General features: G+C 69.7%; 17 protein-coding genes. 8 read left to right on the forward strand and 9 right to left on the reverse strand.

Going from position 1 to position 22,783, the window contains the following annotated elements; genetic code table 11:
* Nucleotides 1-175 precede the first annotated feature (175 nt).
* Together EF387_RS06260 and EF387_RS06265 are read left to right on the forward strand one after the other, a co-directional pair.
* Nucleotides 176-1,090 carry a RecB family exonuclease gene (locus tag EF387_RS06260; RefSeq protein WP_128375480.1) on the forward strand — a complete coding sequence of 305 codons (915 nt, stop codon included), beginning with the start codon at nucleotides 176-178 and terminating at the stop codon, nucleotides 1,088-1,090.
* Between the two features lie 15 nt (nucleotides 1,091-1,105).
* Nucleotides 1,106-1,777: a response regulator gene (locus EF387_RS06265; RefSeq protein WP_128375481.1), complete on the forward strand. Its 672-nt coding sequence runs from the start codon at nucleotides 1,106-1,108 to the stop codon at nucleotides 1,775-1,777.
* A gap of 120 nt (nucleotides 1,778-1,897) precedes the next feature.
* On the opposite strand, the gene EF387_RS06270 is transcribed toward EF387_RS06265, so the two are convergent.
* The 4 genes from EF387_RS06270 to metH form a co-directional block, all read right to left on the reverse strand.
* Entirely contained in the window at nucleotides 1,898-3,478 is a 1,581-nt protein-coding gene (locus EF387_RS06270; protein ID WP_128375616.1) for an ABC transporter substrate-binding protein, read from the reverse strand.
* Between the two features lie 40 nt (nucleotides 3,479-3,518).
* Nucleotides 3,519-5,117: an ABC transporter substrate-binding protein gene (locus EF387_RS06275; RefSeq protein ID WP_128375482.1), complete on the reverse strand. Its 1,599-nt coding sequence runs from the start codon at nucleotides 5,115-5,117 to the stop codon at nucleotides 3,519-3,521.
* A 518-nt stretch (nucleotides 5,118-5,635) separates the two neighbouring features.
* Nucleotides 5,636-6,334, reverse strand: a complete 699-nt coding sequence (locus EF387_RS06285) for an HAD family hydrolase (protein WP_128375484.1) — start codon at nucleotides 6,332-6,334, stop codon at nucleotides 5,636-5,638.
* Nucleotides 6,335-6,484: 150 nt separating this feature from the next.
* Entirely contained in the window at nucleotides 6,485-10,060 is a 3,576-nt protein-coding gene (gene metH, locus EF387_RS06290) for a methionine synthase (protein ID WP_128375485.1), read from the reverse strand.
* A 604-nt stretch (nucleotides 10,061-10,664) separates the two neighbouring features.
* Between metH and EF387_RS06295 the strand changes: the two genes are divergently transcribed.
* From EF387_RS06295 to EF387_RS06320, 6 genes are all read left to right on the forward strand, one after another.
* Nucleotides 10,665-11,429 carry an IclR family transcriptional regulator gene (locus EF387_RS06295; protein ID WP_128375486.1) on the forward strand — a complete coding sequence of 255 codons (765 nt, stop codon included), beginning with the start codon at nucleotides 10,665-10,667 and terminating at the stop codon, nucleotides 11,427-11,429.
* Nucleotides 11,430-11,725: 296 nt separating this feature from the next.
* Entirely contained in the window at nucleotides 11,726-12,520 is a 795-nt protein-coding gene (locus tag EF387_RS06300) for an MIP/aquaporin family protein (RefSeq protein ID WP_128375487.1), read from the forward strand.
* Nucleotides 12,521-12,659: 139 nt separating this feature from the next.
* Nucleotides 12,660-14,195, forward strand: coding sequence for a glycerol kinase GlpK (gene glpK / locus EF387_RS06305; protein ID WP_128375617.1), 1,536 nt, complete (start codon nucleotides 12,660-12,662; stop codon nucleotides 14,193-14,195).
* Between the two features lie 63 nt (nucleotides 14,196-14,258).
* The gene (locus EF387_RS06310; protein ID WP_128375488.1) at nucleotides 14,259-15,875 is read left to right on the forward strand and encodes a glycerol-3-phosphate dehydrogenase/oxidase; all 1,617 of its coding nucleotides are present in this window, start codon (nucleotides 14,259-14,261) and stop codon (nucleotides 15,873-15,875) included.
* A gap of 164 nt (nucleotides 15,876-16,039) precedes the next feature.
* Nucleotides 16,040-16,711, forward strand: a complete 672-nt coding sequence (locus EF387_RS06315) for a FadR/GntR family transcriptional regulator (RefSeq protein ID WP_128375489.1) — start codon at nucleotides 16,040-16,042, stop codon at nucleotides 16,709-16,711.
* A 151-nt stretch (nucleotides 16,712-16,862) separates the two neighbouring features.
* Entirely contained in the window at nucleotides 16,863-17,900 is a 1,038-nt protein-coding gene (locus tag EF387_RS06320; protein ID WP_128375490.1) for a PAC2 family protein, read from the forward strand.
* Between the two features lie 72 nt (nucleotides 17,901-17,972).
* Here EF387_RS06320 and EF387_RS06325 read toward each other — a convergent pair whose 3' ends face one another.
* The 5 genes from EF387_RS06325 to EF387_RS06345 form a co-directional block, all read right to left on the reverse strand.
* Nucleotides 17,973-18,983: an SMP-30/gluconolactonase/LRE family protein gene (locus EF387_RS06325; RefSeq protein ID WP_128375491.1), complete on the reverse strand. Its 1,011-nt coding sequence runs from the start codon at nucleotides 18,981-18,983 to the stop codon at nucleotides 17,973-17,975.
* A 315-nt stretch (nucleotides 18,984-19,298) separates the two neighbouring features.
* Complete coding sequence (gene mshC, locus EF387_RS06330) at nucleotides 19,299-20,528, reverse strand: cysteine--1-D-myo-inosityl 2-amino-2-deoxy-alpha-D-glucopyranoside ligase (protein WP_128375492.1); 1,230 nt, start codon at nucleotides 20,526-20,528, stop codon at nucleotides 19,299-19,301.
* Nucleotides 20,529-20,620: 92 nt separating this feature from the next.
* A complete protein-coding gene (locus EF387_RS06335) occupies nucleotides 20,621-21,439 on the reverse strand; it encodes an SCO1664 family protein (protein ID WP_202918157.1) in 819 nt (272 codons plus the stop codon).
* Nucleotides 21,403-21,993 carry a DUF3090 domain-containing protein gene (locus EF387_RS06340; protein WP_128375494.1) on the reverse strand — a complete coding sequence of 197 codons (591 nt, stop codon included), beginning with the start codon at nucleotides 21,991-21,993 and terminating at the stop codon, nucleotides 21,403-21,405. Before EF387_RS06340 ends, EF387_RS06335 begins: the two co-directional genes overlap by 37 nt.
* A 92-nt stretch (nucleotides 21,994-22,085) precedes the next feature.
* A complete protein-coding gene (locus EF387_RS06345; protein WP_128375495.1) occupies nucleotides 22,086-22,772 on the reverse strand; it encodes a histidine phosphatase family protein in 687 nt (228 codons plus the stop codon).
* Between the last annotated feature and the right edge of the window lie 11 nt (nucleotides 22,773-22,783).

The following is a 22,783-nucleotide window of genomic DNA, read 5'->3' on the forward strand; positions in this document are numbered from 1 at the left end:
CTGCGGTCGATGGTATGCGTCCGTCGCGGTGCGTTCCGCCCCGGCACCCCTTCTGTTTTCTGTGGTGTCGTGTTCGCCGCGGTGGCGGGGGCGGGATCCGGGTTTGGCCGGGCTCGGTTCGGGGTTGTCCACAGCCCTGCGTCACTGTCGGTGTCGCCCCGTAAGGTCTGTCCTCATGGATACCAGCGCCGAGGGCTTGGCCGGGGTGCCCGGGGACGGCGGATCGCCGGCCCGGGCCGCCGAGCCGCCCGCCTCGTTGTCGCCTTCGCGGGCGAGTGACTTCATGCAGTGTCCGCTGTTGTACCGGTTCCGGGTGATCGACAGGCTCCCGGAGAAACCGAGCGAGGCGGCCACCCGGGGCACGTTGGTGCATGCCGTGCTTGAGCGGCTGTTCGACGCGCCGGCCGTGGAGCGGACGGCGCCGCGTGCCAAGTCGCTGATCCCGGCCCAGTGGGACCGTCTGCGGGAGAGCCGGCCGGAGGTGGCTGAGCTGTTCGCCGACGATCCGGACGGTGAGCGGCTGGCGCGCTGGCTGAGTGAGGCGGAGGGGCTGGTCGAGCGGTGGTTCGCGCTGGAGGATCCGACGCGGCTGGAGCCCGCCGAGCGCGAGTTGTTCGTGGAGGCGGAGCTGGAGTCGGGTTTACGGCTGCGGGGCATCATCGACCGGGTGGACGTGGCGCCGACGGGTGAGGTGCGGATCGTCGACTACAAGACCGGTAAGGCGCCGCGTCCGGAGTACGCCGAGGGCGCGCTGTTCCAGATGACGTTCTACGCGTTGGTGGTGTGGCGGCTGAAGGGGGTCGTCCCGCGTCGGCTGCAGCTGGTGTATCTGGGCAGCGGTGACGTTCTGACGTACGACCCGGTGCTCGCGGATCTGCGGCGGGTGGAGCGGAAGTTGCTGGCGTTGTGGGATGCGATTCGGCTGGCCACTGAGACGGGTGACTGGCGGCCGCGTCCGACGAAGCTGTGCGGCTGGTGTGATCACCAGGCGGTGTGCCCGGAGTTCGGTGGCACTCCCCCGCCGTATCCGCTTCCGGTGATCCCGGCCGGGTCGGGCGGCACCGAGCAGGGCAGAATGGGCCGGGACTAGCGAAGGAGTTGTCACGTGGCCATCCGCGTCCTACTGGTTGACGACCAGCCGCTGCTGCGTACGGGTTTCCGGATGATCCTGGAGGCCGAGCAGGACATCGCGGTCGTCGGCGAGGCGGGAGACGGTCTGCAGGCGTTGGACCAGGTGCGTGTCCTGCAGCCCGATGTGGTTCTGATGGACATCCGTATGCCGCGGATGGACGGTGTGGAGGCCACCCGGCAGATCACCGGGCCGGGCCGGGACGGTCCGGCCAAGGTGCTGGTGCTGACCACGTTCGATCTCGACGAGTACGTGGTGGAGGCGTTGCGGGCCGGTGCGAGCGGGTTCCTGTTGAAGGACGCGCCGGCGAACGAGCTGGTGCAGGCGATCCGGGTGGTCGCCGCGGGCGAGGCGATGCTGGCGCCGAGCATCACGCGTCGGCTGCTCGACAAGTACGCCACGCATCTGCCGTCGGGTGAGGAGCCGGTTCCGGACACGCTGCACACGCTGACCGAGCGTGAGGTGGAGGTGCTGAAGCTGGTGGCGCGGGGCCTGTCCAACGCGGAGATCGCCGCTGATCTGTTCGTCAGTGAGACCACGGTCAAGACGCATGTGGGGCATGTCCTGACGAAGCTGGGGCTGCGTGACCGGGTCCAGGCGGCGGTGTACGCGTATGAGAGCGGCCTGGTGCGGCCGGGCGCGCAGTAGCGCGAAGGCGGGCCGAGAGGGGCCTGGTGCTGCCGGGCGCATGGCACGGCGATGGGCTCGTCCCCCGCGGGGGCGAGCCCATCGCCGTGGCGGCGCGCCGTGGCGGCGGCGCGGCGGGTGTCAGTCCTTGTTGAGTTCCCAGAAGCGGAACACGGTGGAGGCGTCGAGGCAGTACTCCAGGCCGTAGGTGTTGCCGCGTACGACGGCGTACTGCTTCGCCTGCCAGATGGGGATGACGGGGACCTCGGCGGCGACGGTGTCCTGGAGATCGCCGAAGGCCTCGTCGGTGGAGGCGCGCTCGGACTGGGCGGCGGTCTGCGGGATGATGTCGCCGGTGATCTCGCTGTTGGTGTAGTTGTTGCCGAGGACGTTGCCCTCGCCGAAGAACGGGGCGGTGAAGTTGTCGGGGTCCGGGTAGTCCGGGACCCAGCCCTTGACGTAGACGCCGTACTTGCCGGCCTCGATGTCCTTCTCGTACTGATCGAAGGGCACGGACTTCACGTTCGCTTCGAACAGGCCGCTGTCGTTGAGCTGCTTGGCGATGGCCTTGAACTCCTGGTCGGTGGCCGGTCCGTAGCGGGCCGGGGTGGACCACAGGGTCAGCTTCACCTTCTCGGTGATGCCGTCGGCCTGGAGGGCCGCCTGGGCCTTCTCCTTGGACGGGGTGGCGCCGTAGGCGTCGAAGAAGGCCGTGTTGTGGCCGGTGATTCCGGCCGGGATGATCGAGTACAGCGGTGTGGCGGTGTCCTGGTAGACGTCCTCGACGAGGGCTTCGCGGTCCAGCAGGTAGGCGATGGCCTTGCGTACGCCGAGCTTTCCGGTAACGGGGTCGTTCATGTTGAAGACCAGGTGCTGGACCTCGGCGCTGGTGCCCTCGATGACCTCGATCTCCTCGTTGGTGACATCCTTCTCGATCTCCGCGATGTCCTTGGCGGCGAGACCTCGGTAGGCGATGTCGATCTTGTTGTCGAGCAGTGCCTTCTTCAGGTCGTCCTGGTTGCCGTGGAGGAGCTTGAGGGTGACGCCGGAGTTGGAGATGTCCGCGCTGCCCTTGTACTGCTCGTTGACCGTGAAGACGGCCTCGTCCTTGCTGAAGGAGTCCAGCTTGTACGGGCCGGAGCCGGAGGCCTTGCCGTCCTCGCGCAGTTCGGTGCCGGAGTACTCGCGGTGGTTCACGATCGAGCCGGCGCCGGAGGCGATCTTGCTGGGGAAGGTGGCGTCGGCGGTCTTCAGTTTGAAGACGACGGTCTTGTCGTCGGGGGTCTCGACCTTGCCGAGCATGGGGAACATGACGGCCGGACCGTCGGCGTCATTGATCTTCAGCATGCGGTCGAAGGAGAACTTGACGTCCTTGGAGGTGAGGTCGTCACCGTTGCTGAACTTCAGGCCGTCCCGCAGGGTGCACTTGTAGACCTTGGTCTCGCTGTCCGTGAAGGCGCAGGACTCGGCCGCCTCGGGTTCCGGTTCGGTGGCGCCCTTGGGGAAGCTCAGCAGCGACTGGAAGACGTTGTTGAACAGCAGCCAGGATCCGGGGTCGTAGCCGGAGGCGGGGTCGGTCGCCTGGATGTCGTCGGACATTCCCATGACGATGGATGCCCCGGAGCCGCCGGAGCCGCTCGAGTCGGAACCGCAGCCGGTCAGCAGACCGGCCGCCAGTCCCGCCACGACGGGAAGGGCGGGCCACTGGGTGCGCTTGTTCACGTGCATGCCTAACATGTTGATCTTGTGCTGTCCCGGGCGGTCAGAGACCGCGGCCGAGCTCCCACAGCTGAAGTGCGGAGGAGGGATCGATGGCCCACTCGGCGCCGGTGATGTTGTCGCGTACGGCGATGTACTGCTTGCCCTGCCACAGCGGCAGCAAGGGCACGTCGTCAGCCACGATGTTCTGTATCTCCTCGAGGTCCTCGGCCGCGTTCGCCCGGTCGGCCTCCCGCCGGGTGGAGGGCAGCAGATCGCTGCGGATCTGGCTGTTGACGTAAGGGGACTTGAGGAAGTTGTCCTTGTCGAGGAAGGGGGCGACGAAGTTGTCGCCGTCGGGGAAGTCCGGGAACCAGCCCATGCCGTAGACGTCGTACTTGCCCTTGCGCTCGTTGGGGACGAAGGTCGTCCACTCCTCGCCCTTGATGCTGACGTCGAACAGGCCGCTGTCGTTGAGCTGCTTCTGCAGCGTCTCGAACTCCTGCTTGGTGGCGGGGCCGTAGTGGTCGTTGGTGTAGTGCAGCGTCAGCTTGATGGGGGTGGTGACGCCGGCCCTGGAGAGGATGGCGGCGGCCTTGTCCCTGCTGGGGTTGCCGTACTTGTTGAAGAACGAGTTGGCGTGGCCGGTGATGGTGGCGGGGACCATCGAGTAGAGCGGCTCGGCCGCGCTGCCGTACACCTCTTCGGCGAGCTGGCCGCGGTTGACGAGCTGGGCGATGGCCTGACGGACGGCCTTGTTCTTCACCGTGGGCGCTTCGGTGTTGAAGCCGAGGTAGCGGATCTCCAGGCCGGGCATCTCGACGAGGTCGATGTCGCCGTCCGACTTCTTCGCGAGGTCCTTGATCTGCTCGGGCGACATGGTGCGCGTCATCAGGTCGATGTTGCCGGCCGTGAGGGCCTTGCCCATGGCCTCGGCGGTTTCGAAGGGGCGCAGCTCGACCTCGCTGTTCTTCACCTTCAACTGGCCCTTGTAGCCGGGATTCTTGGTGAAGACGGCCTTGACGACGCGTTTGTCCTTGACCTCGGTCTCGAGGCGGTAGGCGCCGGAGCCGTCGACACCGAAGCCGTCGCGCAGCTTGTTCGCCTCGTACTTGTCCGGGTTGACGATGCCGGCGACCGGGGTGGACAGCTTGTACGGGAACGTCGCGTCGGCGGTGTTGAGGTGGAATATGACCTCGCGGTCGCCCTTGGTCTCGACCTGGTCGACCGTGGAGAGCAGTCCTGCCACGCCGCTGTCGGCCTTGATCTTGATGGCTCGGTCGACGGAGAACTTGACGGCCTGGGGGGTGACCGGGCTGCCGTCGGAGAACTCAAGGCCTTCGCGGAGTGTGCACGAGTAACGCTCGTTGCCGGCGTCCGTGAATCCGCATTTCTCGGCGGCCTCGGGTTGGGGCTCGCCGCCGCCGCGCGGGGTCGTCATCAGGGTCTGCACGGTCTGCCGCAGGATGTTCCAGGTGCCGACGTCATAGGCGTAGGCGGGATCCAGGGGCGCGGGTGCGGCTTTCGATTCGACGAACCGGTCCGTGGTGCCGACGACGATCGCTTCGCCGCTGTTGTCCCCGCTGTCGGATCCGCCGCAGGCGGCGAGCACCGGTGCGAGCAGTCCGGCCACAGCCGGCAGCACCAACGTCTTTCGGTTCATGCTCGTAGTTCTCCACAGCTGTCGATTCCACGCGCCCGGCGGCAGGGGTGGCGCAGTCGGGTCGCGGGGCGGGGTGAGGCCAGGTTCTCGCGACGAGATTAGTCCGCGTTTCCACGATCGCCTGACACGGCGGGAGTTGATGGACCATCACGGAGTGAAACCGGGCGGGGACGCACTGAAAACCCGACAGCGGAAGGATTCGTGCAGCGTTCCATCAATCAGGACACAAGGACTCGCCGTCGGCTTCCGCTCGATGCTCGACTGCATATGCCACTCGACCTGTCGAGCCCTCTGCGAGTGGCAAACGTCACACTGCTCACCCTGTTCGTGAGCGGCGAAATTCCGCCCCGGCGGGGCGGAATTCGGCCAGTCGGCGAAAAGTGAATTACCCGGGCCCAGGGGACACCGAATTGTTTTCCCACTTTCAAGTATTCACGCGGGGTGAACGATCCGGGCATTTCCGTCATAGAAAAGGCGGAAAAGGGTGAGAACTCGGTCAGAAGACGGCCAGGAGCGGGTCACGAGAGGGTCATGAGTCCGCGAAGGAAAGGCAGGTCGACTTCTTCCAGCGAGTTCACCACGGTGCGCCCGTTCGTCGGTGTGATGGGCGCGACCGAGGGCACGGCCACCACCCGGCAGCCCGCCGCCTCGGCCGCCGCCACACCGGTCGCGGTGTCCTCGATGACCGCGCACCGGCCCGGGACGGCGCCGAGCCCGTCCGCCGCCAGCAGATACGGATCGGGGAACGGCTTGGTGCGCTGCACCTCGTCGCCCGCCACGGTCAGCGCGAAGTACTGGGGGCCGATCGAGGCCAGGACACGGTCGATGATGCGCCGGTGGGAGGCGGAGACCAGGGCGGTGGGGATCTCGTGCGCGGCCAGCTCGGCGAGCAGCCGGGCGGCTCCCGGCATCAGCGGCAGCGCGCCGCCGATGCGCTCCTCGAAGCCGTCGTTGAGCAGGACGGTCAGCTCGGCCAGGGTGATGTCGGCGCCGGTGGCCTCGATCAGGAAACCCGCGCTGCGGGTCATGGGCCCGCCCACCACGACATGGCGCCAGGAGTCGTCGAGGGTGTGACCGAGGGATGCGAAGACCTCGACCTCGACGTCCCACCAGAACCCCTCGGTGTCCACCAGGGTTCCGTCCATGTCGAGGAGTACGGCCTGCAGCATGGAGCCTTCGGCCGTACGGGTACTGAGCGCGGGAACCGTACTGGTCATCCGGCACACCTCCGTGGGGGACGAGCAGGCCGGTTCCCGGGTAGGGAACCGGCCTGCGGTGGACCGACCAGTGTACGACTCCGCCGGGCGAAGCGCTGTGTTTAGCGTTGACGCTGGTGGGCATGGGACAAGTCCCACACGTGCACCGGCCTAGCGCGCGTTGAAGTACTTCGCCTCCGGGTGATGGATCACGATGGCGTCCGTGGACTGCTCCGGGTGCAGCTGGAACTCCTCGGAGAGGTGGACTCCGATGCGTTCCGGCTCCAGCAGCCGGGCGATCTTGGCGCGGTCCTCCAGATCGGGGCAGGCGCCGTAGCCGAGGGAGAAGCGGGCGCCGCGGTACTTGAGGGCGAACATGTCCTCGATGTCGGCGGGGTCCTCCCCGGCGAAGCCCAGCTCCGAGCGGACCCGTGCGTGCCAGTACTCGGCGAGGGCCTCCGCCAACTGCACCGACAAGCCGTGCAGTTCGAGGTAGTCGCGGTAGGAGTCGGAGGCGAAGAGCCGTGCGGTCTCCTCGCCGATCCTCGAGCCGACGGTGACGACCTGCAGGCCGACGACGTCGGTCTCACCGGACTCCTCGGGGCGGAAGAAGTCGGCCAGGCACAGCCGGCGGCCGCGGCGCTGACGCGGGAAGGTGAACCGGGTGCGTTCGTTGCCCTGCTCGTCCAGGATGATCAGGTCGTCCTGCTTGGAGACACAGGGGAAGTAGCCGTAGACGACGGCCGCTTCGAGCAGGTTGCCGGTCTGCAGCTGGTCCAGCAGTCCGCGCAGCCGGGGCCGGCCCTCGGTCTCCACCAGTTCCTCGTACGTCGGCCCGTCACCCGTGCGGGCCTGCTTCAGCCCCCACTGGCCCTTGAACAGGGCGCCCTCGTCCAGCCAGGAGGCGTACTCCTTGAGCTGGATGCCCTTGACGACGCGGGTGCCCCAGAACGGCGGCGTGGGGATCGGGTTGTCGGTCGCCACGTCCGAGCGGACCGCGCCCACCTCCTGCGGGCGTTCCTCGACGACCGCGGTGGCCGCCCGTACCCGGCGCTGCTTGAGCTCCGGCAGCGTCGCGCCCGGCACTCCGCGCTTGACCGCGATCAGGGCGTCCATCAGGCGCAGGCCCTCGAACGCGTCGCGCGCGTAGCGGACTTCGCCCTCGTACAGCTCGTGCAGGTCCTGTTCGACGTAGGCGCGGGTCAGTGCCGCGCCGCCGAGGATGACCGGGTAGTCGGCGGACAGGCCGCGGGAGTTGAGCTCCTCCAGGTTCTCCTTCATGATCACCGTGGACTTGACCAGGAGCCCGGACATGCCGATGACATCGGCCTTGTGCTCCTCGGCGGCATCCAGGATCGCGGAGACCGGCTGCTTGATACCGAGGTTGACGACGTTGTAGCCGTTGTTGGACAGGATGATGTCGACCAGGTTCTTGCCGATGTCATGCACATCGCCGCGGACCGTGGCCAGCACGATGGTGCCCTTCCCCTCGGCGTCGGACTTCTCCATGTGCGGTTCGAGGTGGGCGACGGCCGCCTTCATGACCTCGGCGGACTGCAGCACGAACGGCAGCTGCATCTGCCCCGACCCGAACAGTTCGCCGACGACCTTCATGCCGTCCAGCAGCGTCTCGTTGACGATGTCGAGGGCGGGACGGGTGGTCAGCGCCTCGTCCAGGTCCGCTTCCAGGCCGTTGCGCTCACCGTCGATGATGCGGCGCTTGAGGCGCTCCTCCAGCGGCAGCGCGGCCAGTTCCTCCGCCTTGCCGGCCTTGAGGGACTTGGCGGTGGCACCCTCGAAGAGTTGCATGAGCTTCTGCAGGGGGTCGTAGCCCTCGCTGCGCCGGTCGTAGATCAGGTCGAGGGCGGTGGTGACCTGCTCCTCGTCGAAACGGGCGATCGGCAGGATCTTGCTGGCGTGCACGATCGCCGAGTCCAGGCCCGCCTTCACGCACTCGTCCAGGAAGACCGAGTTGAGCAGGATACGAGCGGCCGGGTTGAGACCGAAGGAGATGTTGGACAGGCCCAGCGTGGTCTGTACGTCCGGGTGACGGCGCTTGAGTTCGCGGATCGCCTCGATCGTGGCGATACCGTCCCTGCGCGACTCCTCCTGACCCGTGCAGATGGTGAAGGTCAGGGTGTCGATGAGGATGTCCGACTCGTGGATGCCCCAGTTGCCGGTCAGGTCGGCGATCAGCCGCTCGGCGATCTCGACCTTCTTCTCCGGGGTGCGGGCCTGGCCCTCCTCGTCGATGGTCAGCGCGATCAGCGCCGCGCCGTGCTCCTGGGCGAGCTTGGTGACCTTCGCGAACCGGGACTCGGGGCCGTCGCCGTCCTCGTAGTTGACGGAGTTGATGACCGCGCGTCCGCCGAGCTTCTCCAGCCCGGCCTTGATCACGTCGACCTCGGTGGAGTCCAGCACGATGGGCAGCGTGGAGGCGGTGGCGAAACGGCCGGCCAGTTCCTCCATGTCTGCGACGCCGTCGCGGCCGACGTAGTCCACGCACAGGTCCAGCATGTGCGCGCCCTCGCGGATCTGGTCGCGCGCCATCTCCACACAGTCGTCCCAGCGGCCCTCCAGCATGGCCTCACGGAACTTCTTGGAGCCGTTGGCGTTGGTGCGCTCGCCGATCGCCAGGTACGAGGTGTCCTGGCGGAACGGGACCGTCTGGTAGAGGGAGGCCGCGCCGGGTTCGGGCCGCGGGTCGCGCTCGGCCGGGGTGAGGCCGCGGACGCGTTCGACCACCTGCCGCAGATGCTCCGGGGTGGTGCCGCAGCAGCCGCCGATCAGGGACAGGCCGTAGTCACGGACGAAGTCCTCCTGCGCGTCCGCCAGTCCCTCCGGGCCGAGCGGGAAGTGCGCGCCGTCCTTGGTGAGCACCGGCAGACCCGCGTTCGGCATGCACAGCAGGGGGATACGGGAGTGGCGGGTGAGGTAGCGCAGGTGCTCGCTCATCTCGGCGGGGCCGGTCGAACAGTTCAGACCGATCATGTCGATGCCGAGCGGCTCGAGCGCGGTCAGCGCGGCGCCGATCTCGGAGCCGAGCAGCATGGTGCCGGTGGTCTCGAAGGCCATCGAGCACAGCAGCGGCACCTCGACGCCGGTGGCCTCCATGGCGCGCCGGGCGCCCAGGACGGATGCCTTCGTCTGCAGCAGGTCCTGGGTGGTCTCCACGATCAGCGCGTCGGCGCCGCCCGCGAGCAGGCCCTCCGCGTTGGCCTGGTAGCCGTCGCGGATGGTGGTGTAGTCGATGTGGCCGAGGGTGGGCAGCTTGGTGCCGGGGCCGACGGAGCCGAGCACCCAGCGCTGCCGGCCGTCCCGGACGGTGTACTCGTCGGCGACCTCGCGGGCGATCCGCGCGCCCGCCTCGGACAGTTCGTGGACCCGGTCGGCGATCTCGTACTCGCTCGCCGCCGTGTGGTTGGCGCCGAAGGTGTTGGTCTCCACACAGTCCACGCCCACCGCGAAGTAGGCGTCGTGGACGGAGCGGACGATGTCGGGGCGGGTGACGTTGAGGATCTCGTTGCAGCCCTCGAGGTCCTGGAAGTCCTCCAGCGTCGGGTCCTGCGCCTGGAGCATCGTGCCCATCGCCCCGTCGGCCACCACGACCCGGGTGGCGAGGGCCTCGCGGAGCGCGTCGGTCCGGCTGCGGCTGTCGGATGCGTTGCCGTTCGGGGCCGCGGGACCGTTCGGGGGCGCGGTGTGCTGCTCGGACGAGGGGGACGACTGGTTCGGCGACGAGGCCATGAGAGGGGCTCCCTGGAGTGCGACGGCTGTCGGCTTTGCGGCTTCCCGCGGAAGGCGCACCCAGCCAGGGTAGCCGGGACCAAGGTCGGTTCGTCAGGTCGTCCAGAGGACGGACTGGCGTGGCGCCAGACCTGGGAGGGGGGACGCGGCGGCGTACCAGGCGGTCCTTCGGTCCGGCGTCCGGCGGGCCTAACGCTCCGGCGCTCCGGCACTCCAGCAGCCTTGCGGGCCCCCGGTCCAGCGGGCCCCCGGTCCAGCGGGCCCGCGGGCATGCGGGCCAGCGGGCCAGCGGGCCAGCGGGCCAGTGATCCTTTGGTCCAGCGCTCCTGCGCTCCAGCGGTCCTTGGGTCCAGCGCTCCTGCGCTCCAGCGGTCCTTGGGTCCAGCGCTCCTGCGCTCCAGCGCTCCTGCGCTCCAGCGGTCCAGCGCTCCTGTGCGGGACTCCGACGGTCCTGTGCGGGACACGGCCGGAGCACGACCGGGGAATACGAATGGCGACCGCCTATTAGCGGGAGGACCTTGACGACCGGTAATGTTCGGCATTGCCGAACGGCGGCAGTTTCAGGCGCCCGCCGACGGTCGAAGGGGACGGAGGCAGGACTGCGATGGCACGGAACATCCAGTCGCTCGAGCGAGCGGCGGCGATGCTGCGGCTGCTCGCGGGCGGTGACCGGCGGCTCGGCCTGTCGGACATCGCCTCCTCGCTGGGGCTGGCCAAGGGCACGGCCCACGGCATCCTGCGCACCCTCCAGCAGGAGGGGTTCGTCGAGCAGGACATGACCTCCGGGCGCTACCAGCTGGGCGCGGAGCTGCTGCGGCTCGGCACTACGTACCTGGATGTGCACGAGCTGCGGGCCAGGGCCCTGGTGTGGACGGACGACCTGGCCCGCTCCAGCGGCGAGAGCGCCTACCTGGGTGTGCTGCACCAGCAGGGCGTGCTGATCGTGCACCACGTGTTCCGGCCCGACGACAGCCGGCAGGTGCTGGAGGTGGGGGCCATGCAGCCGCTGCACTCCACCGCGCTCGGCAAGGTGCTGGCGGCGTACGACCCGGTGGCGCACAGTGAGGCGCTGGAGGCCGAGCGCAAGCCGTTCACGCCGCGGACGATCTGCGAACCCGACGGGTTCGAGGAGATCCTCGACCTCACGCGCGCGCGGGGTTACGCCTCCGACGTGGAGGAGACGTTGACGGGCGTCGCGTCGATCGCCGCGCCGATCCACAACCAGCGGCGGATGCCGGTGGGCGCGGTGGGTATCACGGGGGCCGTGGAGCGGGTCTGCAAGGACGGCGAGCTGCGGCCGGAGCTGATCGCCGCGGTGCGCGACTGTGCTCGGGCCGTGTCGCGGGACCTGGGCGCCGGGCGGTTCTGAGCGCCCCGGGTGGGCGTGCGGTTGGCCATGCCAGAACCCCAGCTCCAGTTGCTGCGCGTAGATCGTTGACTCGTGTCGATCAGTAACGATCGCATTTTCGACAACAGGGGCCTTGACGACGTGGTAACGGCGCGCGAGACTCCCGTCCGACGGTCGGCATTGTCGAACACCTATCGGCAATAAGCGCTAGAGTGTGGCAACGCCAAGGGCCGGCATCGCTCTCACCCACGAGGGCGCGGACCACCGGAGGGACCCGGGGTTCGGCTTCCCCTGGACGAACGACAAAGGAGTCGCGGGTGTCCAGCTCCGACATCTTCATCGGCGAGACCATAGGTACCGCCATACTCATCCTCCTCGGCGGCGGAGTCTGCGCCGCCTTGACGCTGAAGGCCTCCAAAGCACGCAACGCCGGCTGGCTCGCCATCACCTTCGGGTGGGGCTTCGCGGTGCTCACCGCCGTCTACATCTCGGCTCCGCTCTCCGGTGCCCACCTCAACCCCGCCGTGACCCTCGGCATCGCGATCAAGGACGGTGAGTGGGCCGACGTCGGGACCTACTGGGCCGGACAGCTGCTGGGCGCGATGATCGGCGCCGCGCTGGTCTGGGCCGCGTACGCCGGCCAGTTCACCGCCCACCTCACCGACCGGGAGATCGTCGGCGGTCCGGGCGCTCAGGCCACCAAGACCAAGGCGGTCGAGGCGCAGGAGAAGGGCGCGGGCCCGGTGCTCGGCATCTTCTCCACCGGCCCCGAGATCCGCAACGCGGTGCAGAACCTCGCCACCGAGATCATCGGCACCGTCGTACTGGTGCTCGCGGTCCTCACTCAGGGCCTGAACGACAGCGGGAAGGGCCTCGGCACCCTCGGCGCGCTGGTCACGGCCCTGGTGGTGGTCTCCATCGGTCTCTCGCTCGGCGGCCCCACCGGCTATGCGATCAACCCCGCCCGTGACCTCGGCCCGCGCATCGTCCACGCGCTGCTGCCCCTGCCCAACAAGGGTGGCTCCGACTGGGGCTACGCCTGGATCCCGGTGGTCGGCCCGCTGGCCGGTGGCGCCATCGCCGCAGGTATCTACAACCTCGCTTTCGCCTGACAGCCGACAGCCCCGCCCGCGCGGCTTCTGTTCCGGCAGCACCCTTCTCGGGGCTCGTAGCCGTGGGCGATCGTCGTAAGCCAGCCCCACTCGACTCAAGGACCTTCAGGAGCACACCGTGACCGACGCACACGCCGGCATCGCCTCCCACGGCCAAGGGCCGTTCATCGCAGCCATCGACCAGGGCACCACGTCCAGCCGCTGCATCATCTTCGACCGGGACGGCCGGATCGTCTCCGTCGACCAGAAGGAGCACGAGCAGATCTTCCCGAAGCCGGGCTGGGTCGAGCACAACGCCGTGGAGATCTGGACCAACGTCCAGGAGGTCGTCGCCGGGGCCGTGTCGAAGGCCGGGATCACCCGCGACGACATCAAGGCCATCGGTATCACCAACCAGCGCGAGACCACGCTGCTGTGGGACAAGAACACCGGTGAGCCCGTCCACAACGCCATCGTCTGGCAGGACACCCGCACCGACACCCTCTGCAAGGAACTCGGCCGCAACGTCGGCCAGGACCGCTTCCGCCGCGAGACCGGCCTCCCCCTGGCCTCGTACTTCGCCGGCCCGAAGGCCCGCTGGCTGCTGGACAACGTCGAGGGGCTGCGCGAGCGCGCCGAGGCGGGCGACATCCTCTTCGGCACCATGGACAGCTGGGTCATCTGGAACCTGACCGGCGGTGTCGACGGCGGCCGGCACGTCACCGACGTCACCAACGCCTCCCGGACCATGCTGATGAACCTGCACAGCATGGAGTGGGACGACAAGATCTGCGAGTCCATCGGCGTGCCGAAGCAGATGCTGCCGGAGATCCGCTCCTCGGCCGAGGTCTACGGCGAGATCACCGGCGGCAAGCTCGGTGACCTGCTCGGCGGCATCCCCGTGGCGTCCGCGCTCGGCGACCAGCAGGCGGCCCTGTTCGGCCAGACCTGTTTCTCCGAGGGCGAGGCGAAGTCCACGTACGGCACCGGCACCTTCATGCTGATGAACACCGGCGAGAAGGTCATCAACTCCTACTCCGGCCTGCTGACCACCGTCGGCTACCGCATCGGGGACCAGAAGCCGGTCTACGCGCTCGAGGGCTCCATCGCCGTCACCGGCTCGCTGGTGCAGTGGATGCGCGACCAGATGGGGCTGATCTCCACCGCCGCCGAGATCGAGACGCTCGCGCTGTCCGTCGAGGACAACGGCGGCGCCTACTTCGTCCCCGCGTTCTCCGGGCTGTTCGCCCCGTACTGGCGCTCCGACGCCCGCGGTGTGATCGCCGGCCTGACCCGGTACGTCACCAAGGCGCACCTCGCTCGTGCGGTGCTGGAGGCCACGGCCTGGCAGACCCGCGAGATCACCGACGCCATGACGAAGGACTCCGGCGTCGAGCTCTCGGCCCTGAAGGTCGACGGCGGCATGACCTCCAACAACCTGCTGATGCAGACCCTTTCGGACTTCCTGGACGCGCCCGTGGTGCGTCCGATGGTCGCGGAGACCACCTGCCTCGGCGCCGCCTACGCCGCCGGTCTCGCCGTCGGCTTCTGGACCAGCACCGACGACCTGCGCGCCAACTGGCGCCGGGCCGCCGAGTGGACCCCGAACATGGCCGCGGACAAGCGCGACCGAGAGTACAAGAGCTGGCTCAAGGCCGTGGAGCGGACCATGGGCTGGCTCGAGGACGAGAGCTGACGGCAGCGGACGAGCAGTCCTGCCCGGAGCTGTCCAACAGCTGATGAGGAGTAAGAACCCCCAATGACCAGTCAGTCCACCCTGCAGTCCGTGCCTGCCCTCGGTACGCGCCCGGCCTCCGGCTCCAATCCGAGCCGAGCCGAGACCCGGGAGCAGCTCTCCAAGGCGACGTACGACCTCCTCGTGATCGGCGGCGGAATCCTGGGCATCTCCACCGCCTGGCACGCCGCGCAGTCCGGCCTCAGGGTGGCCCTGGTCGACGCCGGCGACTTCGCCGGCGCCACCTCTTCCGCCTCGTCCAAGCTGCTCCACGGCGGTCTGCGCTATCTGCAGACCGGCGCGGTGAAGCTGGTGGCGGAGAACCACTTCGAGCGCCGTGCGGTCTCCCGCCAGGTGGCCCCCCACCTGGCGAACCCGCTCACGTTCTACCTCCCCGTGTACAAGGGCGGGCCGCACGGCGCGGCGAAGCTCGGGGCGGGCGTCTTCGCCTACTCCGCGCTGTCGGCGTTCGGCGACGGCGTGGGACACCTGCTGAGCCCGGCGAAGGCCGCGCAGGACGTGCCCGAGCTGCGCACCGACAACCTCAGGGCCGTGGCCGTGTACGGCGACGACCAGATGAACGACTCGCGGATGGCGCTGATGACGGTACGTGCGGCCGTCGAGTCCGGCGCGGTCGTCCTCAATCACGCCGAGGTGACGGGGCTCCGGTTCACCCGCGGCCGGGTGACGGGCGCGGAGCTGCGCGACCGGCTGTCCGGGGACGAGTTCGGCGTGGACGCGCGGCTGGTGCTGAACGCGACCGGGCCGTGGGTGGACCATCTGCGGCGGATGGAGAACCCGAACGCGGCGCCGTCGATCCGGCTGTCCAAGGGCGCGCACCTGGTGCTGAAGCGCACCTCGCCGTGGAAGGCGGCGCTGGCCACCCCGATCGACAAGTACCGCATCACCTTCGCCCTCCCCTGGGAGGACATGCTGCTGCTCGGCACCACGGACGAGGTGTACGAGGGTGACCCTGCCGAGGTCGCGGTCACCGAGAAGGACATCGCCCAGATACTCGACGAGGCCGCGTTCTCCATCCGCGACCAGCAGCTGCGCCGGGATCTGATCACCTATGCCTTCGCCGGCCTGAGGGTGCTGCCCGGCGGCCCCGGCGACACGGCGAAGGCGAAGCGGGAGACGGTCGTGACGGAGGGCCCGGGCGGGATGCTGTCCGTGGCGGGCGGCAAGTGGACGACGTTCCGGCACATCGGCCGTACGGTCATGAAGAAGCTTCAGACGCTGCCGGGGCGTCCGCTCGGGGACGACTTCGAGCCCATCAGCGAGCTGCCGAGGAAGCTGCCGCTGCCGGGCATCGCCAACCCGCGCGCGGTCGCGCACCGTCTGCTGGTGGACCGGCCCGCGCCCGGCCCGCGCATGGCCGCCGACACGGCCAGGCATCTGGCCACCCACTACGGTTCGCTGGCCTTCGACATCGCGCGGCTGGCCAACGAGAACCCGGAGCTGGGCGAGCGCGTCCACCCGGACGCCCCGGAGATCTGGGCGCAGGTCGTCTACGCCCGTGACAACGAGTGGGCGGAGACGGCGGACGACGTGCTGCGCCGCCGTACGACGCTGACGATCCGGGGTCTGGCCACGGACGAGGTGCGCGGCACGGTGCAGGATCTGCTCGACCGGAAGTAGGCGTGCGAGCGTGGTCGTGGAGGGGGCGGTCTCCCGGTTCGGGGGGCCGCCCCTTGGCGGACCCGGAATCTTGCGCTGAGCTGAGGCTTCGGTGTCACGTTCAGCCTGCTGAACCCCCATAATGGCGTGAGACATCGGATGTCTGAGCGAAGGGGAGGTCAGCCATGGCGGTCACCGATGAGGCGATCGAGAAGATCAAGGGAATGATCGTCTCCGGCGCGCTGCGCCCCGGCGACCGGCTTCCCAAGGAGAGCGAGCTCGCCGCGGAGCTCGGACTGTCGCGCAACTCCCTGCGGGAGGCCGTGCGGGCGCTGTCGCTGATCCGGATCCTGGACGTGCGGCAGGGCGACGGCACGTATGTGACCAGCCTGGATCCCCAGCTGCTGCTGGAGGCGCTGAGTTTCGTCGTGGACTTCCACCGCGACGACACGGTGCTGGAGTTCCTCGCGGTGCGCCGCATCCTGGAGCCGGCGGCCACGGCGATGGCCGCGTCGAAGATCAGTGAGCAGCAACTGGACGCGCTCACGGCGCAGTTGGACGCGCTCGGGGCCGCTCCGTCGGTGGAGGAGCTGGTCGCCTGTGACCTGGAGTTCCACCGGGGCATCGTGCAGAGCTCCGGGAACTCGGTGCTGTGCTCGCTGCTCGACGGCCTCTCCGGTCCCACGACGCGGGCCCGTATCTGGCGTGGGCTGACGCAGGAGGACGCGGTCAGCCGCACCCTGCACGAGCACCGGGCCATCCTGGGGGCGCTGCGCGACCGTGACGCGGAGGCGGCGCGCTCGTGGGCGACGGTGCACATCGCGAGCGTGGAGCAGTGGCTGCGGTCGACGCTGTGAGGGTGCGCGAACGATTGTCGATCAAGGGTGTTCACCGGCCGGTGAAGGGGCAGTGATCCGTTCACTCACCCGTGCAAGGGGGCTGCGGAGGCCCCCCGCAGGGGCCGTAAGGTTGGTGCGTCAGCGAGGGCACGTCGGAAGGAGGCGCTGGGTGATCGAGCTCGAGGGGGTTCCCGAGCTGATCGACCCGGTCATGGTGGCCGCGTTCGAGGGCTGGAACGATGCCGGCGACGCCGCCTCCACCGCGGTCGCGCATCTGGACAAGGAGTGGAAGGGCGAGGTGTTCGCGGCGCTGGACGCCGAGGACTACTACGACTTCCAGGTGAACCGCCCCACGGTGTTCCTGGAGGCCGGGGTCCGTAAGATCACCTGGCCCACGACCCGGCTTTCGGTGGTCCGCGTCGGCGGCGACAAGCCGCGCGACCTGGTGCTGGTCCGCGGTATCGAGCCGTCGATGCGCTGGCGTTCGTTCTGCAACGAACTGCTGGGATTCGCCCATGAGCTGGGGGTGGAGCTGGTGGTCATCCTGGGCGCGCTGCTCGGGGACACCCCGCACACCCGTCCGGTCCCGGTCAGCGGGGTCACCTCCGACCCGGACCTGGCCCGCCGCATGGATCTGGAGGAGACCAAGTACGAGGGGCCCACGGGTATCGTCGGCATCCTCCAGGAGGCCTGTACGCACGCGGGTGTGCCGGCGGTCTCGCTGTGGGCGGCGGTGCCGCACTACGTGTCGCAGCCGCCGAACCCGAAGGCGACGCTGGCCCTGCTGAACCGGCTGGAGGACCTGATCGACATGCGCATCCCGCTGGGCGAGCTGCCCGAGGACGCGCGTGCCTGGCAGCTGGGCGTGGACCAGCTGGCCGCGGAGGACAGCGAGGTCGCCGAGTACGTACAGACGCTGGAGGAGGCGCGGGACACCGCCGAGCTGCCGGAGGCGTCCGGCGAGGCGATCGCGCGCGAGTTCGAGCGTTATCTGCGCCGCCGGGACGGCGACGGGCCGGCCGGCGGGCAGCCCGGTGGGTCGCCGCGGGCCACGGACGGCGGCGACGGCTCCTCGTATCTGCGGGACAACCCCGGCGGCCGCAACAAGCCGCCGAAGCCGCCGTTCTCCCCGGGCGGGGACGACGACTCCCCCGGTTCTCCCGGCTCGACCGGATCGTCCGGTGAGGGACCTTCGCCGGAGGAGTGAGGGCGCCGAGGAGCGGCCGCGGAGTGCGGGCATGGGGCGGCGCACAGGTGCTGTGCACCGCCCCTCGGTGCGTCAGCGCTCCACGGCGACCACGGCGTAGGTCGTGTCCGGTGTCGGCGTCGTCGTGAACCGGGCGTTGGGCAGGTAGAGCCGGTCCCTGTACGCGGCCACGGTGGTGGGTACGTCGAAGTCGGGGTCGGTGACGCGGCGCTGGAAGACACCGCTGCGACCGTCGGGGGCGAGCCGGAAGACGTCGATCGCGTTCTGCCGGTTCTGCACCACGTACAGCGTCCGCCCGTCCAGGAGCAGGCCGTCACCGTTGGTGAGCGGTGCCGCGTCGCCGAGGTCGACGCGTGCGGTCACCCCGGTCCGGGGATCGACCCGGTGCAGCGCGCCGACGCCGGACTGCACCACCAGTAGCGCCTTTCCGTCCGGGGTGCGGGTGACGCCGTTGGCGTTCACGACCTCGCCGGGCGTCTGGCTCCAGTCGCCGCTCAGGGTGAGCCGCACGACGTCGGAGGCGTCCGGCAGCGCGCCGTGCCGGCCGAGGGGCAGGGCGTACAGCGCGGGCTGGAACGAGTCCGTGAACCAGGCGGTGCGCGGGGTCAGGAACACGTCATTGGTGAACGTCGGGGTCGCGGTGGCCAGTGGGTAGGAGGCGAGGATCTGCCCGGTGCGGACGTCCACCACCCGGGCGCCCTGGGCGCGGGCCGCGACGAACAGGCGTCCGCGGTCGTCGAGTTTGAGCCCGACGGAGGGTGTGCCGGGGCCGGTGGAGATGATGCGGCCGTCTCCGGTGCGCAGATCGGCGCGGTAGACGGAGCCGTCGCCGAGGGAACCGAGATAGGCGTACGGGCCGCCGCCGATGGTTATGCCCTCGGGGCGGAAACCGTTCGGCAGCGGGATCACCGAGGGCCACGAGGTTCCGGACGCGCCGGACGCTCTGGTGGCCCCGGACACCGCGGAGGCCGTGGACGCCTCGGCCGGTGATCCGACGAGCAGGGCGCCGGCGGTCGCCGCCCCGGCCGTGAGCAGTCGGCGGCGGCTGAGGTCACGTGCGAAGGCTGAGTGCGGGGGTACCACTGGTCGTCCTTCCGCGAGGTGGACCGGCAGTTGGCCGGTCCAGCGGTCAACTGACCCTGACACCCCATCACATGACAGCTTCCTCCGCAGCGACAGACGGTTTCTCGACAGCCTCCCGACAGCAAAGGGACGGGTTGCGGCCCGCCCACGGGTCGGCTCGCTCGGTTCGCACGGCACGGGGCAGGCCACGGCGTGCTGGACGACCCGGCCGCAGGCGGGCCGGGCTGATGCGGGTGCGCATCCGCCCGGCGTGTCTCCTGCCGCGGAGCCGAGACCACCGCTGCCGGCAGGGCTGCGGCGCCGATTCCACCCTGCCTACAGGGCGACTCCCAGCAGCGCGTCCACCGCGCGTGAGACGACACCCGGAGCGCCCTCGTCCGTGCCGCCGCGCTCCTGCTGGAGTGCGGCCCAGCGGTCGACGGCGGCGAGCGCCGTCGGGGCGTCCAGGTCGTCGGCGAGTGCCTCGCGGATCTCCTCGACGAGTGCCTCGGCGGGCGGTCCGTCGGGGCGCGAGACGGCCGAACGCCAGCGGTCGAGCCGGGCGACGGCGTCCGGGAGCACCTGGTCGGTCCACTCCCAGTCGGCCCGGTAGTGGTGCGCGAGCAGGGCGAGCCGGATGGCGGCCGGGTCGACGCCCTCGCGGCGCAGGGTCGAGACGAACACCAGATTGCCCTTGGACTTCGACATCTTCTCCCCGTCCAGGGCGACCATCCCGGCGTGCACGTACGCCTTGGCCATGGGGAACTCGCCGGTCAGCACCTGGGCATGGGAGGCGCCCATCTCGTGGTGCGGGAAGACGAGGTCGGAGCCGCCACCCTGGACGTCGAAGCCCATGCCGAGGTGGTCGAGGGCGATGGCGACGCACTCGATGTGCCAGCCGGGGCGGCCACGGCCCAGGGAGCCGCCGTCCCAACTCGGCTCGCCCTCGCGGGCGGCCATCCACAGCATCGGGTCGAGCGGGTTCTTCTTGCCCGGGCGGTCCGGGTCGCCGCCGCGCTCGGCGGACAGCAGCCGCATGGCGGCGGCGTCGAGGCCGGACACCTTGCCGAAGTCGGGGTCGGACTCGACGGAGAAGTAGATGTCGCCTTCGAGGTCGTAGGCGGCTCCTGCGTCCCGGAGCCGTTCCACGAGGGGCACGATGCCCGGTATCGCCTCGACGGCGCCGATGTACTGCTGCGGGGGAAGCATCCGCAGGGCGGTCATGTCCTCGCGGAAGAGGGCGGTCTCCCGCTCGGCGAGCGCGGCCCAGTCGAGGCCGTCACGCTCCGCGCGCTCCAGCAGGGGATCGTCGACGTCCGTGACGTTCTGGACGTACTGAACCTGCCGCTTGGTGTCGAGCCACACGCGTTGTACCAGGTCGAACGCGTTGTAGGTCGCCGCGTGACCCATGTGGGTCGCGTCGTACGGGGTGATGCCGCAGACGTAGATACGGGCGACGGGGCCGGGCTCGAGGGTGATGAGGCCCCCGGTCGCGGTGTCGTGGATCCTCAGGTCGCGGCCCCGTCCGGGCAGGGCGGGGACCTCAGAAGCGGGCCAGGCATGCATGCCTTGAGCCTAACCGGACGGCTGTTCCGGGTACGAACCGGTAGTGCGTCAACCTGGGTGAGGTGTCCTGATCCCGCCGGACCGGAGGCGTGTCACACCGGCGGCCAGGGTATGGCGGGCCAGTCGCCGCTGGGCTCCGGGTGCTTCCCGGTGGTGAGGAGCGCGGCGACCCGGCCGCGGAGGGCGTCGATCTCGGGCCCGCTGATCAGCGGGCCCAGCCGCCCCGCCAGCTCGCCCCCGGGCGCCAGCCCGTCCCGCAGCCGCCGCAGGACGTCGAGCGCCTCGTCCGTGAGCCTCTCGCCCGCCCAGCCCCACAGCAGGGTCCGCAGCTTGTTCTCGGCGTTGAAGGTGACTCCGTGGTCGATGCCGTACAGCCGGCCCCCGGCGGCGGGCAGCAGATGGCCGCCCTTGCGGTCGGCGTTGTTGATGACCGCGTCGAGGACGGCGAGCCGGCGCAGCCGCTCGTCGTCGGCGTGCACCAGCAGCGCGGTCCGGCCCTCACCGACCTCGGCGAACCCGATCGCCTTCCAGCCTTCCGCCGGCTCCTCGCCGTCGACGAGGGCGAGGAGTTCGGAACCGGCCTCGCCCTCGATCCACAGCTGGCACATGCCCTCGCCGTACGGCCCGTCCCGCAGCACGGTGGCGGGGACCAGCCCCCAACCGGTGGCCTCGGAGACCTCGTAGGCGGCCACCTCCCGCTGTGCGAGGGTGCCGTGAGGAAAGTCCCACAGAGGTCGCTCCCCGCGGACCGGCTTGTAGACGCAGGCGGCCTCCTCGTCCTCGTACGACACGGTGCAGTAGAGCACCGCGTTCGAGGCTTCCCGGATCTGTCCGCGAACGCTCAGCTCGCCACGGGCGAGCAGCTCGGTCGTGGTCACGCTCCGCGGCGGTATCCGTTCTGGCGCGGACATACGTGTCCTTCCGGGTCGAGCGGCAGGCTGCACAGCGGGCAGGGCGGGCGCCCGGCGTTGACGACGTCGAGGGCGCGCTTGGCGAAGGCGCGGGCCTGGGCGCCGGTGAGCCGGACGCGGAGCATCGGCGGACCGTTCTCCTCGTCCTGGAGGAGCCGTTCCTCGGCCTCGGCGAGGTCCTCTTCCGTGTCGGCGTCCAGCTCGACCAGGGCCTGGGCCTCGACGATCATGCGCTGTTCTTCGCCGTCCCAGGCCAGGGCCATGGTGCCGACCCGGAACTCCTCCTCGACGGGGGACTCCAGCGGTGCGGTGTCGGTGATCTCCGTGGGGGCCATGGCGGGCACGGAGGCGCTGCCCCCGCTGCGGCGCACGACCTCGTCGAGGAGTTCGTCCATCCGCTCGGCGAGCGCCGCCACCTGCGTCTTCTCCAGGGCCACGCTGGTCACCCGCTGCCCCGCCGAGGCCTGGAGGAAGAAGGTACGGCGCCCGGGCAGCCCGACCGTACCGGCGACGAAACGGTCCGGCGGGTCGTAGAGGTACACCTGACGGGACACGTCCTCATCTCCATCGCGATCGACTGCTGCTGACAAATGTGTGCTGACGACAAGGCGCTAATGCGACCGCTTCACCCTACTGCGGCCGACGATCACGGTGCGCCCGCGCCGCCCCCGACAGGGGCGTCTCCGCCCGGCGGCTCCTCGCGCGGCACGAGTGACGCGAAGTCACCGGTGTCGCCAAGGCGCACCAGAAAGGGCCGCAGCCGTGTGTAGCGGATCGCGGTGATGGAACACGGTTCAACAGAAATCCGCTGAAAGAGGTCCAGATGAAGTCCGAGTGCGTCCGCGACCAGCGACTTGATGATGTCGCCGTGCGAGCACATGAGGTAGACGGCGTCGGCCCCGTGGTCGCGTTCCACGCGCGCGTTCCACTCGCGCACCGCCTCGGCGGCCCTGGTCTGCATGGCCCGCATCGACTCCCCGCCCGGGAAGGCGGCGGCGGAGGGATGCGCCTGGACGACCTCCATGAGTGGTTCGTCCTTCAGTTCGGCCAGTTTGCGGCCGGACCAGTCTCCGTAGTGGCACTCCCCGATGCGGTCGTCGGTGTGCGGGGTGAGTTCCGGCCGGGCGTCCAGGAGGGGCGCCACGGTCTCCTGGCAGCGTTGCAGGGGGCTGGTGACGACCTCGGCGAGGGGCAGGTCCGCCAGGCGGCCGGGGAGGGCCGCGGCCTGGGCGGTGCCGCGCTCGTCGAGGGCGACGCCGGGCGTCCAGCCGGCGAGCAGGCCCGCGGTGTTGGCGGTGGAGCGTCCGTGCCGGACGAGGATCAGCGTGGGCATGCCGTCCAGCG

It is taken from the genome of Streptomyces cavernae (assembly GCF_004023625.1).
In the GTDB taxonomy this organism is placed as follows: domain Bacteria; phylum Actinomycetota; class Actinomycetes; order Streptomycetales; family Streptomycetaceae; genus Streptomyces; species Streptomyces cavernae.

Coding starts and splice junctions, on each gene's coding strand:
- EF387_RS06260 (WP_128375480.1), top strand. CDS start 176: ATGGATACCAGCGCCGAGGGCTTGGCCGGGGTGCCCGGGGACGGCGGA.
- EF387_RS06275 (WP_128375482.1), bottom strand. CDS start 5,117: ATGAACCGAAAGACGTTGGTGCTGCCGGCTGTGGCCGGACTGCTCGCA.
- EF387_RS06285 (WP_128375484.1), bottom strand. CDS start 6,334: ATGACCAGTACGGTTCCCGCGCTCAGTACCCGTACGGCCGAAGGCTCC.
- metH (WP_128375485.1), bottom strand. CDS start 10,060: ATGGCCTCGTCGCCGAACCAGTCGTCCCCCTCGTCCGAGCAGCACACC.
- EF387_RS06295 (WP_128375486.1), top strand. CDS start 10,665: ATGGCACGGAACATCCAGTCGCTCGAGCGAGCGGCGGCGATGCTGCGG.
- EF387_RS06310 (WP_128375488.1), top strand. CDS start 14,259: ATGACCAGTCAGTCCACCCTGCAGTCCGTGCCTGCCCTCGGTACGCGC.
- EF387_RS06315 (WP_128375489.1), top strand. CDS start 16,040: ATGGCGGTCACCGATGAGGCGATCGAGAAGATCAAGGGAATGATCGTC.
- mshC (WP_128375492.1), bottom strand. CDS start 20,528: ATGCATGCCTGGCCCGCTTCTGAGGTCCCCGCCCTGCCCGGACGGGGC.
- EF387_RS06335 (WP_202918157.1), bottom strand. CDS start 21,439: ATGTCCGCGCCAGAACGGATACCGCCGCGGAGCGTGACCACGACCGAG.
- EF387_RS06345 (WP_128375495.1), bottom strand. CDS start 22,772: ATGCCCACGCTGATCCTCGTCCGGCACGGACGCTCCACCGCCAACACC.